Annotated in this window: 14 protein-coding genes; 5 read left to right on the forward strand and 9 right to left on the reverse strand. The window is 38.8% G+C overall.

Annotation, left to right across the window (positions count from 1 at the left end):
- Positions 1–112 precede the first annotated feature (112 nt).
- Positions 113–715 (forward strand): SET domain-containing protein, encoded by a 603-nt coding sequence (locus tag AC1DSL_RS03245; RefSeq protein ID WP_477531153.1) that lies wholly within the window; start codon positions 113–115, stop codon positions 713–715.
- Positions 705–896, forward strand: coding sequence for an ATP-binding protein (locus AC1DSL_RS03250; protein ID WP_477531175.1), 192 nt, complete (start codon positions 705–707; stop codon positions 894–896). Before AC1DSL_RS03245 ends, AC1DSL_RS03250 begins: the two co-directional genes overlap by 11 nt.
- 250 nt (positions 897–1,146) lie before the next feature.
- On the opposite strand, the gene AC1DSL_RS03255 is transcribed toward AC1DSL_RS03250, so the two are convergent.
- Entirely contained in the window at positions 1,147–2,340 is a 1,194-nt protein-coding gene (locus AC1DSL_RS03255) for a DUF4317 domain-containing protein (RefSeq protein ID WP_477531154.1), read from the reverse strand.
- 1,046 nt (positions 2,341–3,386) lie between these two features.
- Between AC1DSL_RS03255 and AC1DSL_RS03260 the strand changes: the two genes are divergently transcribed.
- From AC1DSL_RS03260 to AC1DSL_RS03270, 3 genes are all read left to right on the forward strand, one after another.
- Positions 3,387–3,866, forward strand: coding sequence for a DUF2975 domain-containing protein (locus AC1DSL_RS03260; protein WP_016428901.1), 480 nt, complete (start codon positions 3,387–3,389; stop codon positions 3,864–3,866).
- A gap of 10 nt (positions 3,867–3,876) precedes the next feature.
- Entirely contained in the window at positions 3,877–4,098 is a 222-nt protein-coding gene (locus AC1DSL_RS03265) for a helix-turn-helix domain-containing protein (RefSeq protein ID WP_477531155.1), read from the forward strand.
- Positions 4,099–4,170: 72 nt separating this feature from the next.
- Positions 4,171–5,418 carry a DUF4153 domain-containing protein gene (locus tag AC1DSL_RS03270; RefSeq protein ID WP_477531156.1) on the forward strand — a complete coding sequence of 416 codons (1,248 nt, stop codon included), beginning with the start codon at positions 4,171–4,173 and terminating at the stop codon, positions 5,416–5,418.
- Positions 5,419–5,531: 113 nt separating this feature from the next.
- Here the strand turns inward: AC1DSL_RS03270 and rlmH are convergent, their stop codons facing one another.
- The 8 genes from rlmH to yycF form a co-directional block, all read right to left on the reverse strand.
- Complete coding sequence (gene rlmH, locus AC1DSL_RS03275) at positions 5,532–6,011, reverse strand: 23S rRNA (pseudouridine(1915)-N(3))-methyltransferase RlmH (protein WP_477531157.1); 480 nt, start codon at positions 6,009–6,011, stop codon at positions 5,532–5,534.
- Positions 6,012–6,101: 90 nt separating this feature from the next.
- Complete coding sequence (locus AC1DSL_RS03280) at positions 6,102–6,266, reverse strand: CxxH/CxxC protein (RefSeq protein WP_016428905.1); 165 nt, start codon at positions 6,264–6,266, stop codon at positions 6,102–6,104.
- A gap of 201 nt (positions 6,267–6,467) precedes the next feature.
- The gene (locus AC1DSL_RS03285) at positions 6,468–7,691 is read right to left on the reverse strand and encodes a S1C family serine protease (protein ID WP_477531158.1); all 1,224 of its coding nucleotides are present in this window, start codon (positions 7,689–7,691) and stop codon (positions 6,468–6,470) included.
- Positions 7,692–8,059: 368 nt separating this feature from the next.
- Positions 8,060–8,848 carry an MBL fold metallo-hydrolase gene (locus AC1DSL_RS03290; protein ID WP_342542582.1) on the reverse strand — a complete coding sequence of 263 codons (789 nt, stop codon included), beginning with the start codon at positions 8,846–8,848 and terminating at the stop codon, positions 8,060–8,062.
- A gap of 12 nt (positions 8,849–8,860) precedes the next feature.
- Positions 8,861–9,676 carry a two-component system regulatory protein YycI gene (locus AC1DSL_RS03295; RefSeq protein WP_342542583.1) on the reverse strand — a complete coding sequence of 272 codons (816 nt, stop codon included), beginning with the start codon at positions 9,674–9,676 and terminating at the stop codon, positions 8,861–8,863.
- A complete protein-coding gene (locus AC1DSL_RS03300; protein WP_342542584.1) occupies positions 9,663–10,994 on the reverse strand; it encodes a YycH family regulatory protein in 1,332 nt (443 codons plus the stop codon). The genes AC1DSL_RS03295 and AC1DSL_RS03300 overlap by 14 nt, the downstream gene beginning before the upstream one ends.
- The gene (walK, locus tag AC1DSL_RS03305; protein ID WP_477531159.1) at positions 10,985–12,802 is read right to left on the reverse strand and encodes a cell wall metabolism sensor histidine kinase WalK; all 1,818 of its coding nucleotides are present in this window, start codon (positions 12,800–12,802) and stop codon (positions 10,985–10,987) included. The genes AC1DSL_RS03300 and walK overlap by 10 nt, the downstream gene beginning before the upstream one ends.
- Before the next feature lie 5 nt (positions 12,803–12,807).
- Complete coding sequence (gene yycF / locus AC1DSL_RS03310; RefSeq protein ID WP_016428911.1) at positions 12,808–13,515, reverse strand: response regulator YycF; 708 nt, start codon at positions 13,513–13,515, stop codon at positions 12,808–12,810.
- Positions 13,516–13,597: the final 82 nt, after the last annotated feature.

Here is a 13,597-nt window from a genome sequence, read left to right on the forward strand (position 1 = left end):
AAGAAGATAAGTGTAATTTTATTACGCGAGACCATCATTTTCTTCCCTACTGAAGTTTAACCTCTCATTTTTTTGGAGAATAAAATGAATTCGATAAAGGAGGAATAGAAAAATGATGCATCCGAATACCGAAATTCGGTATGTAAATGAGAAAGTAGGAATTGGAGTTTTTGCAACAAAATTAATTCCTAAAGGAACCATTGTCTGGATTAAAGATGATTTAGATATTGTTCTTGATGAGTCATATATTGAAAGTCTTGATGATGTTCGAAAAGAGTATATATATAAATACTCATATTTAGATAATGACGGCGAATATGTTCTCTCTTGTGATCACGCAAAGTATATTAACCATAGCTTCAATCCAAATATAGTAGATACAGTATATGATTTTGAGTTAGCTGCGAGAGACATTCAACCTGGCGAACAAATAACATGTGATTATGCTGCGTTGGGTGAAGATGAAGATTTTGAATGTATCCCTGAAGAAGGCACTTCAAGAACAAAAGTGACAGCAGATGACTATCTAGTTTTATACGAAGAATGGGATAAAATGGCAATGGAGGCATTTAAGTATTTCAACAAGGTGGAACAACCTCTAAAACATATGATCAGTGAGCAATATACTGATAAAGTAAATGCGGTTGCTAATGGAACCGAACCACTAGATTCAATCCTTACTTTATTTATCGATGATGATAATGATGAAGACTGAGATTGAATTTTCGAACTTTAGAATAACAGTTTTAAAGGCTTTAACAAAACACGACCTAAAACAAATTTTTGAACGCTACTATCGAGGTACAAATACCAAAAACGTTCGCGGCACAGGTCTCGGCATGRCTTTTTCTAGAGATATTATTGAGGCACACGGTGGATGTTATATTGTCGAGTAAAGTTGGCATCGGCACAACCGTGGAAATTCGTTTAAGTGAGTAAAAGATAAAAGGGCTATCTTAGTTGGAAAAATAACTAGAAAAGCCCTTTCTTATTGAAAAAAACAGTCCAAGTAAAATAATTAAACTGTTTCCTTTATTACTTCCTAAACCTCATTTACTTATGGTAAGGTTCACCGTAGCAGGGCTAAATGAGGTTTATTCTCTTTTCCATTTTAGATAGCCGGCTGAAGGACCCCCCAACTCTCTCCTACTCCAACAGCTCTTCCGGAAGCAGCTTAAATCCTTCAATCATCGTGTCTTCTTCCACCTCGATCAATAGACAGCGTTTGCCATTGTAATTGATTTGTTTGACATATCTCAAGTCTTGCGGGCTGATCGCAATATTCGCTACTTTCGTGCTGATTTTGATTGACTTGGACGCGTAGCTTGGAACGACATGGCTTGCTTTCATTTCATAGTTTTTGTCTTCAACCACCTGCTGAAAGGCCATTTCCACTTTTTCCGTACTCACATCTTTTACGCCGCTCGCCTTCAACACACGTGCAACCTCTATAGAATCCAAAGTAGGAGTACTCCCTTCTTCGTCCTCACTCTCTTTTTCCACCAATAACATATTATTGATTTCATCATATACACCGGCGAGGGTTTTCGAATTTACTTCATCACCAATTACTGCTTTTACAATTTCTTCAAACACCGCTTTATCTTCCTCGGCAGTCATGATTTCATTGCCGTTCAACACATTCTCGATAAACTGGAAATCTGGTTTATTCGCTTTGCTCGCAGCATAAAGGACGTGATTGATGTCTGCGGCGTTGTCCGTGAAGCTAGGGAACAGAAATCCACCAATTGGAGTGGCAAGTTTAATGACGGGATCAGCCAGCAGACTGGACTTAAACTCTTTCTCGACAAAATCAAACACCAGTGAACGTTTCGGCAGTTCGGTTTGATTCATGCTACTGAGGATAAATGGAGTGGTATACACTTCATCTCGAGCGTCTATTTCCGTTTCATCGGGATGACGTTTCGTCGTTTTATAATAGTTTCCACGAATGAATGTGATGACTATGTCCTTTTCATATTGGCTATCCTGAACCATCTTCAAGGCGATGCGTTGCATACCCGCTTTCCATTCCCCGACATCATCTGCATGAAGCCCCTCAAATAAAAGTCGCTGCGTATGGTCCGTTTGCCCCTCTCCTTGACGCTGGAACTTCACCTCAAACAGCTTCACATCTAGTTTCCCACCTAAAACCTTTTTAAAGTTGGCAAGGAACAGCTCTTGTTGCTCCCGGTCCAGCAAGGAAAATGAGCGGCTCTCCTCATGATAGATTTCACTGCTTTCCTGCTTGATATAAACGTTATAAATATCAGCTATTTTAAGCAAATCAGTATCCATCTTAAAGTGTTTGCGAATCTCTGCTATATCCTTATTATTCATCTCTAATTCCAACTCCCTGGCAAGTAAGATCCGTGTTATCTACAAAAAAAGAGCATCCAAAGCTACAGTTTAGCTTCTGACACCCCTTTATTATAACAATATTTAAAATGAAGAAAGGAACACAGTCAATTTTGGATTGAGTGACTCCTGTGGGAGCAGCGTAGCGACGTGTCCAGTGAGGCCCCGCGGAAAGCGTTCGCCTGTTTCTGTCTCTACATCGCTGTGCTAGCTTCGAAACCTAACGAGAACCATCCCCTGTTTCATTAGCATTCTTGCTTCATCAAACACAAGAAATGTCCCCGTGTCTCAGTCGTAATAATATCAAATATTTAAAAGGAATTTTATAGTATATAATGGACATATAATAAAAAAGAGAGAAGTGTTGTAAGCACTTCTCCCCATGCAACCTCTGCCGTCAGGGTGGTGGTTGTCATTGTGGATTATTTATGAGAACCACCCTTTTGCTTGCGACGGCGCAGGTGGTTTTCTTGTCTTCTAGAACATTCTTCCGAAAAAAATATGCGCTTACTTCACGCAGAACTCCCTTCAGAACTTCTCTGAGAATTTCAAGAAATGTTTCCGTGATTATCACCTCCTTTCCTAACAAAGGAAAAGAAGATTGACAATCCGGCCACCCCAACAATATACAGCTAACAACTCCATTCTATCATTTACTACCTATCTAAAAACCTATCAATCTTCGACAAATATCAGGGAGTGCCAGGCGCGAATATTAGAACTTTCTAATTTCATCGACTGTCTTTCGATCTAATCGTTTAATAACTGATATTTTACGCTCTCCCGTTATACGATACGGAGGCAAAAAGAAAATAAAAAAGTTAGCTTTTTTTAGTGATTAACAGTAATTCAATTGAGGCTCATGAGATACACCCTATAGAGCATTTCTTTGTAAAGAGGAATGTTTTTACTTTTGCCTTATTAACTTATTAACAATAAAAATATCATAAAAATTAATAAAAATTTATTGTTTATCAATAAATAACATGTTAATATCTAAAAAACAATACTTATGAGAGGTGCTTTTCATGAAACCTGAAACACTATTTTTAAAGTTAGCAGTTGTTCTTATGGGCTTTCCAGTTCTTGCTTTATGCATCTTTTTGGTACCTGAGTTAGGTAATATTGCAGCAAAATTGCTTCCAGAGTTTGATTTGATCAAATACCTCGTTACTATCGTTTTTGATGCATCGGCGATTCCCTTTTACTTTGCTTTGTATCAGGCTTTTAAACTTTTACGCTATATTGATAAAAATAAAGCTTTCTCGCAACTATCTGTATATTCTTTGCGGAATATCAAATTCTGTGCCATCACAATCAGTACCTTGCATGTGCTAGTCTTGCCACTCTTCTATCTCTTTGCGGATAAAGACGACGCCCCAGGTGTCATCTTTATCGGATTGTTTGTTCCTTTTGCTTCAATGATGATTGCAGTCTTTGCTGCTGTTCTTCAAAAGCTATTAAAAAATGCCATCGATATAAAATCAGAAAATGATTTAACGATATGAGGTGAAACCAATGGCTATTGTAATCAATATTGATGTGATGTTGGCTAAAAGGAAAATGAGCGTAACGGTACTTTCGGAGAAGGTTGGCATCACGATGGCGAATCTTTCTATATTGAAAAATGGAAAGGCAAAAGCGATTCGATTATCAACTCTAGAGGCGATTTGTAAATCATTAGAATGTCAGCCTGAAGATATTTTAGAATACAAAAGTGACGAAGACAGTCAAAGGTAAGAGAGTTTGATTAATAAACATTGTTGAGGAAAGTAGGACTTAATATGACAATTATTAAGGGAGGGTATAATCATGGACAGTAACAATTTAATTATTGAAAATATTGCTAATCCCCATGAGCTGGAGAGAATGTTTAGAAATGACCCCAAAGCCTTTAAAAAGTCATTCTCAGACGCATGGGAACAACATCCTGATTCTCAGGTTCTTGGCATTTGGTATGAAAGATTGCATTTCAAGGAGACGGCACATTCAGAAAAATCTTCCTTGATTCAAAAAGATTTCTTATTCATGGGCATTTTAGCCATTCTGGCCGGGATAAGCACCAGAATCATTTTCCATTTTGTCGAACAGGAAGCAATTGCTCCAATTAACCTGGCTTTTGGTGTAATTCCCTTTATTGCTGCCTATTTTGTTTACAATAATACTCCGAAAAAAAGTGTTATTTATTCCCTTGCAGCGTTGTTCCTAATTTCCGGGTTTTATCTTAATATGCTACCATTAAATTATAAAGACAGTATTATCCTTGCTTATTTACATCTTCCCATATTCTTATGGGTATTGGTAGGGCTTGCATTTACAGGAAATGAATATTCAAAAGGCAGTACAAGATTAGCCTATATTAAATTTAATTTGGAATATTGTATTCTCTACGCCAGCATGGCAGTTAGCGGAATGGTGCTAGCGGCATTAACCATGCAGTTATTTAGCTTTGTTGGCTTGGATATAGAAGAATTCTATTTTAGTAATATCGTTTTATTTGGTGCTGCCGCTCTCGCTATTGTGGCTGCATACCTGGTATCAATGAATCTTAAACTTGCTAAGAATATTACACCATATATAGCTAAAATTTTTAGTCCTCTTGTCCTGGTCACATTGTTGGTCTATCTTATAACGGTTATATGGGTCGGAAAAAATCCATTCTTGGACCGCAATTTCCTGATAGCCTTCAACGGAATACTCCTTGGTGTATTGGCCGTTACCATATTTTCTATTACCGAAAGCGACTCAGACGAGAAAAAGAACATTTCAGATTATATAAATTTTTCCTTAATTGTTCTTGCGCTTATCATTGACAGTGTGGCTTTGTCAGCCATCGTGTTCAGACTTTCTTCTTATGGGATTACACCAAACAGACTTGCTGTTTTAGGTGTAAACATACTTATCTGGGGAAATCTTATTTGGATTATGGTCTCATATATGCGTTTTCTACAAAACAAGACCGGACCTTCACCCATCCAAGATGCGGTCACTAAGTATTTGCCAGTTTACGGACTTTGGGCGGCTTTCGTTACATTTACTTTTCCTTTCTTTTTTAATTAGAAAGGCTATATTAATGTAACGGATGTTGATCTTCCTTATAAACACCAAAAATGAAAAAGTTATACTCATAACTTTTTCATTTTTGGCTTTTTATTTTTCTAAAAAAACCTCTTTTACTTATGGTAAGGTTCACCTTTAATAATCCGAAAAGCTCGATATACTTGCTCCACCAACACCAATTTCATCAATTGGTGTGGCAAGGTCATTTTTGAGAATGACAGCTTTTCATCAGAGCGCTTCATCACGTCTTCATGCAGACCGAGTGATCCTCCGATGACGAACGAGATTTTGCTGCGACCGTATGTCATGAGTGACTGTAAATCATCCGCCAGTTGTTCAGACGATTTCATTTTGCCCTCGATTGCCAATGCGATGACATAAGTGTCCGCTCCGATTTTTGCCAAAATGCGTTCGCCTTCTTTTTTCTTGACGATTTCCATGTCAGCATCACTTAAATTTTCCGGTGCTTTTTCGTCTGCCACTTCAATTAAATCTATTTTTGCGTAACTCCCCAATCGTTTTGTGTATTCTTCAATGCCCATTTTTAAGTACTTTTCTTTTAACTTCCCAACGGAAATTATTGTGATATTCACAGGTTATCCACCTTTACACTTTATTTACAAACACGCTATCCACAGAAGTTATACACATATCCACAACCACAAACTATATATAGTAGGCAATCATTCGTTCGCCACTAAATATATTGCAGCGACATCACAGTAATCGCATTTTGTGGATATCTTTTCTTCATCTGTGAGTTCCGTTAAAATCGGGAAGGTATTTTGCTCAGCCACAAACATGTCCAATGCATGTTCTATATGGGTTTGACAGCATTTAATTTTCATATTTCTTCATCCTTTCGATTTTCGAACAATTCAATTAGTTATACACAATTCACACAACTTTATCCACAATCTATTTTAACAAACAAAAAGCGAGTAGGAAAGGTACGGGTTCGCACCTTCTACTCGCTGTGTAAATGTTTTGTTAATATAAAATTGTTATCCACAATTCTTTTTGGTCATCCACAACATTGACGAACCTTTTTATAGAGCTGAATTGTCTTTCAATTCTAAGGTCGCTTCTATCAGTTGACCTTTACGATACACTTTCAATTTCAAATCGTCACCGATTTCTTTTTCATTGTATAAGTGTTTACGTAAATCGACCATGTTCTCGATTTTTTTTCCATCCATTTCAACGATTACATCATATTGTTTCAATTTCGCTTTTTCCGCTGCTGATCCTTCTATTACTTGGTCAATGACCACTCCTGTTGAAACTTCTTCCGGTAAACGAAGTGTATCTCTCTGGTGGTAAGCAGAAACGTTGGTCACATCGACTAATGTTACACCCATTGAAGGACGTTTCATTTCGCCGTATTTTTCAAGATCTTCAATGACAGGGATGGCAGAGTTAATTGGAATCGCAAGGCCAATTCCTTCGACTGTCGCCTGAGATATTTTCATGGAATTGATTCCTATCAATTGACCAGCTAAATTGACAAGTGCCCCACCACTATTTCCTGGGTTGATGGCTGCATCCGTTTGCAATACTTCAGCCTGCCAATCAATTTGGTTATCTCCATTTAAATCAACCGGAATTGCACGGTCTTTACCGGAAACAACACCTGTCGTTACGGATCCTGAAAAATCCAGACCAAGTGGATTACCGATTGCAATGACCGTTTCCCCTTGTTTCAACGAATCTGAATTTCCAAATTCCGCAACTGTTGTCACTTTTGAAGCATCCATTTCTAAAACAGCTAAGTCTGTCCAAATATCGGCCCCAAGTAATTTGGCATCCACTTTGGCTCCGTCTGCCAATGTCACTTCTATTTGAGTTGCACCTTCAATAACATGATTGTTGGTAACAACGTATGCTTTATCTCCTGATTTTTTATAGATGACACCTGAACCTGTTCCCGCTTCTTGTTCTTCACTGGTTGGTCTCAAGAAATCTGACGTGGATTGAATGTTCGTCACGCCTACAACTGCGTTCGCTGCCTTGTCGACTGCAGATGTGACATCAGTAGTTATATCCGCAGATAATTGCTGAGTAGTTGAAGACACAGCTGAGTCTTTGCCACTTACCTCGGTTCCACCAGGCATCATGCCAACGAGCGAAGGAAGCATCAACCAAACGACTAATGCCCCAATCATAACCCCGATAAGACCACTGAAAAAGTAGCCACCTTTACTTCCTTTTCTAATAATCCTCGTTTGTTGTTCTTTTTGTGGATCTGATGGTATTTGATCGTAGTAACCCATAGATAATCTCCCTTTCTGTTATTCGATACCTTTACTTTACCTAATCAACATTAAAATTAGATGAAAATGAATTTAAAACTTGCTCAAAATGAAGAAAAGCGTAAAGGGCAACTCAAGCTCGACGCCATGAAACGTGGAACAGGCCACCCTAACCCTAATTCGGTGCTGGAGTATCTGAATCGAAAACTTGCTTTCGAACGAAGGTACGGAGCTTAGAAGCTGGTTGGCCTGTGAAACTGGACAATGCGCTGGAAGGATGAATGGCACTTATGCCTTCCTGACCCCTAAATGTGCCCGCGAGCTAGCACTTGGTCCTAGACACTACTTAGTAAAAAAAGTATCAAAAAAACCCCACAAAATTGTGGGGTTTAGATAGTCACTAATTCAGTGGCTTTATTGGCATCTGTATCAAAAAGATTCAAATATTCACCGGTAATAATTCCGCATGATTCAAGTGTTTGAGTAACACTCATTCGTGCGAGGTCTTTCATGTTATTATCTTTACTCAAATGAGAAAGATAGATACGTGTTGGTTTTTCTTCGACAACTTCGCTCATTGCGACAGCGGCATCTTCGTTTGACACATGTCCTACGTCGCTTAAAATCCGGCGTTTGACCGACCACGGGTAACGACCCATTTGCAGCATTCCTACGTCATGATTGCTTTCGAACACAAATGAATCTGCACCTTTGATATGACCCTTCATCCGGTCACTGACATATCCAGTATCCGTGATTAACACCAGTTTACGTCCATTTTCATGAAATACGTAAAACATTGGATCCGCAGCATCATGGGAAACGGCGAACGATTGAATGTCTAGTGAGCCGAATGTTTTTACAGTCTCCATATCAAAATGAAAACGTTGCTCGAGTGGAATGTTTCCGACAAGATGTTCCATTGCCATCCAGGTCTTGGCATTGGCATATATGGGAACTTTATATTTACGGGCGAGAATTCCAAGCCCTTTTATGTGATCACTATGTTCATGCGTAACCAAAATTCCGCTCAAGTTTTTCACATTGCGGTCAACAGAGGCGAACAACTCCTCCATTTTACGTCCACTAAGACCAGCATCCACTAAAAATGAATGTTCTTCGGTTTCAACGTAAATGGCATTTCCGCTACTGCCGCTTGCTAGAACACTAAAACGCATGATGAAAACTCCTTACTCTACTTCTTTTTTCTCGGACTCTTTGTTAAATTCGATAATCTTTCCTTCTACGGCATTTACAAAATAGTCTTCCTTCGAGCCATCTTGTAATTCTACACGAACTCGCCAAGTCGGTGCAAACACTTGTGTTTCCGTCAATTGAACGAGTGTGGAATATCCTAAACTAATTTTTGTAATCGTCGAATTTGGTTTCAATAAATTCCGTGTATATAATACTTCAACTGCTTTCTCATCTGGCAATAAGTTTTCGGTTTGCTCAAAATCATCTTCCAACTTTTCGAAGGCCGTTTGTTCATATCTATATACTTCATTATCTTCATTCCAATAAATTGTGAGAAGCGCATTTTGGTTAAAGAAGATTTGGCGATTATTGATAGTTTGGAAAAACACTGCTTTTTTAGCTTTTGCATCAACCTCATACAAGTCGTATGACGAGCCTTCGAATACATGCGTATTAACAAAGTCCTTGAGTGTTGCCGGGTCTTCTAAACTTGCTAATACCACTGGTTTTTTAAATGTGGCTACAAGTTCAGTACGATCAAATATTTCAAAGGTTTGATTATCCAATGTTTTTAACTCTTCAGGAGAGTAGACACGAATGTTGCCGGAAACATATGATTCTTTCAGTGTATTTTCAGGCGCACTCTCATAACGAATGTTATCCGCTTGCAAACGTTCTTCAATTGTTGTTTCACCCAGCACTTCGACTTCCTGTGCTTCATTGTAACGATTTATATATAGTAAATACAAAAATACGTTTAAAATAGAAAACACGATAATGAAGATGGTTTTTGTTTTATTCCAATCCAAACTTCCCACCTCCTAAAACATCAGGTGAAATGCGAGACCACTGATTGTTTGATAAATAAAACCAGGATGGTTCCAATGTCAATAATCGTCTTTCGTCATCGCGTGTTAAATAGTAGCCCGTGGTAATTTCATCGATATTGTTAAAATCAAGTTCTTTCACGGTTTTCATGACACGTGAAGCTTTCTCACCTGAAGGCAACGTTGAAATCACGGTATCAAATGCCAACGACAGATCAAGCGTATAGTAAGGTCTCCGATAGCGATAAATCCCGGGGTCTCCCCAAAACGCCGTTATTTTTGTAGATGTTTCATCACTGAATACGGGATATCCCAACAAATACAATTGGTAATCTATTTGCTGCTTTTCCGGGTTGATACTTGCAAAACGAAATTCATCTGTCCAGCCCCCGTGTTCATTTACATAATCCAAGCTATCAAAAATCAACTTAGATGGCTCGGCTGGTACAAAAGTTTCAGCAGAAGGATTCACAAAACTTAATGTGCGTTCAAGCAAGTTCACATTCATTAATGAGGTTCCATCCGAATATTCTTCATTTGTTGCGCCTACAGGACTTTGACGAACTAGATTTGGGTCACTGAACAGGGCGTCCCTGAAGCGATTGGGATCTATTTCTTGCAGGTAATATGTGTAACGGATACTTTCCACATCTTTTGCTGTAACAAAAAGTGAAGACCTTCCTTTTCGTTCAATTTCCGTGAACTGTGTAAAATTAGCCGTCGGTGATACTACTTCTTGCTTCAATAAATTCATATCAACATTACCTGCAATTGCTGAATACAGTTTTTTGGATTTTGAACTGGCAAAGTAGATTTTCAGTTCATTATTATCAATACTATTCCAATTGACAATTAAGCGATCAAATTCATTTTCAGGTATGTTTGTCATCGAAAATGGCAAAATGATATCATATACCGGAAACGGCACATCATCCGGGAAGAATAGGGTAAAGCGATCAGGCGCATGAATCAGTTCATTTAAATCCATTTCACTTAAATTATTGTTCTCTAATTTCAACTCACTGACTTCCCAGCCCTTCATGACATTAATAACACGATCCAAGTCAAACGGAGACATAGAACCAGTCATTTTGTTTTCCCGACTCGCTATTATTTTATATGGTTTGATTACATCATCTACACGTTTTTGATCTGCAATTGATATATTGAGTACCGGTGCTTGTTTAATGGTTTCATAGTTCGGTGTATAGGTCCATATTGTAAACGTCAGTGTCACACTTAAAACGACAAGCAAGGTGAGGACAATCGATTTAATTTGCTCTACATACTTCAATCCCATTCACCTGCCTCATCCAACTCAAATGGCAACGTAAAGAATATCGTCGTCCCATGTCCTTCTTCACTCTCTGCCCAAATGGCTCCACCGTGTGCTTCAATCATTTCCCGGGCAATAGCTAGTCCAAGTCCTGAGCCCCCCATTGACCTTGCCCGCGCGCGGTCCACACGATAAAAACGGTCAAAAATTCGTTCTACATTTTCTTTTGGAATTCCCATGCCATCATCCGATACCATCACTTTTAAGAATCCTTCTTGCACAATAATGCCAAAACGAATATTACCGCCATCCGGCGAATATTTTAAAGCATTCGAAATGATATTATCAATGACTTGTGTTAATTTATCAGCATCGATTTCCACAAAGAATTGTGAATCTGGCAATAATCGTTGGAAATGAACTTGTTGTGATTTCGACATTTCAAAACGATCGATGATTCGATTGAAGAATTTAATGAACTCAACAAACTCTTTATTCAAATCGTAAGAACGGCTGTCCATTTTCGATAACTGTAACAGGTCATTAACCAAACGAATCATACGCTCAGTTTCCGTCTGCGTAACATTCAGGAATGAAGGTGCTAATTCCTGGTCTTGCCACGCGCCATCCGCAAGGGCTTCTAAGTAGCTGCGCATCGTCGTTAATGGTGTCCTTAGTTCGTGTGATACGTTGGCTACGAATTCACGACGCTCCATATCAATTTTCTCTTGTTCGGTATTGTCATGAAGAACTGTAATCAGGCCATTTACGAATCCTGTTTCTTTCTGAATGACCGAGAAATTTGCGCGCAGAATATACGGACGTTCTGGTGAACTGAAATCCAAGTTAATGGACTCTTTCATATGAATTAAATCTTCAAATGTATATTCCGCTTCTATTCCAAGAACGGATGAAATGGGACGATGCAATACCAGTTCTCTTGATACTCTCAACAGTCTCAGAGCTGGATCATTGATTAAAATAATACGCCCTTTTCGATCCGTTGCAATTACGCCATCCGTCATGTTAGAAAGGACTGACGCTAGTTTGCGTCGTTCACCTTCCGTAGTGGACTGGGCTTCTTGCAGACGGTTGGTCAAGTGATTGAAGGCAATTGCCAATTGCCCAATTTCATCATTTCCGTAAACGCGCACTTTACGGGAGAAGTTCCCTTTTGCCATAGCCTGTGCTTGTCTACGCATATCTGAAATCGGCCGTGTGATGGTCTGGGCAATCAAAATCCCCAAAATGATGGTGATGGCAAGTGACATCGCTGTACCACCAGCAAGAATTCGGTTAATTTCATTCATCTGCTCAAAAACTGTTTCGATATTTGATTCCAAGTAAATCGTACCGAGTACTTCACCTTGATCTATTATAGGTGAAGTGAGAACCCAAATACGATCGCCTTTTTTTAATGAAATTTTATTGTCTGGTGTTTCAGAAGATATGGATCGACGGACCATCGCATCTGTTGAACGTTGACCAACAATGGATTGATTGGTCGTTTCGGATGTTGCTAGAATACGAAAATTGGGATCAATCACACTAATTTCATTAATATCTTCCGAACGGATACTGAATAGAACAGAACGTAAACTTTGCTCTAAAGTAGGGTCTTCTTCTCCCCGCTTCTTTATAATTTCTTCACGCACACTAAACTCCACCAAATCCACTCGTTCTTCAATGGATTTGGTGAAGCTTGCTTTAAGCGTTTGTTCTAATTCGCGCGCAAAATATATTCCTATGATTTCCATTGCCAATATAATAAGCAATATATAAACAAGGACAATTTTGACGTGAATTGATTTAAAAAAGCYAACCTTTTGCATTCTGTCTACTCCTGTTCAGGATTACGCAAATAATACCCTACGCCGCGACGTGTCACAATCCATGCAGGGTGACTTGGGTTATCCTCAATTTTTTCACGAAGGCGACGAATGGTTACGTCTACAGTACGAACATCTCCAAAATAATCATAACCCCATACAGTTTGCAGTAAATGTTCGCGTGTCATCACTTGACCGATATGTTTTGCCAAGTAATGTAGCAATTCAAACTCACGGTGTGTCAGTTCAATTGATTCCTCTCTTTTCAAAACTAAATACGCATCCGGCTGAATAATTAATGAGCCAACCGCAATATCATTTGACGCATCTTCTGCATCTTCAGATTGTACGGTTTGATGGCGACGCATATTGGCTTTCACACGGGCAATCAATTCACGCGTACTGAACGGTTTAGTTACATAATCATCTGCACCTAATTCCAAACCAAGTACTTTATCAATTTCCGAGTCTTTCGCTGTCAGCATGATAATAGGAAAATCGTGTTTTTTACGAATCTCACGACAGACTTCCATTCCATCCCGGTTTGGTAACATAATATCTAGTAACATCAAATCGGGTTTGATTTCTTCTGCTTTTGCTAAAGCTTCATCCCCGTCATAAGCACAAACGACATTGTAGCCTTCTTTCTTTAAATTGAATTGTAGAATGTCCGCAATCGGCTTCTCGTCATCTACTACTAAAATTGTTTTACTCATTGTTCGTCATCCTCTCTTGCCATCTATCTATTTAAATATGAATTGACCTCTTTATACTACTTACTCTATCACGCTTTACTAT

The organism is Paenisporosarcina sp. P4_D4 (genome assembly GCF_056401835.1).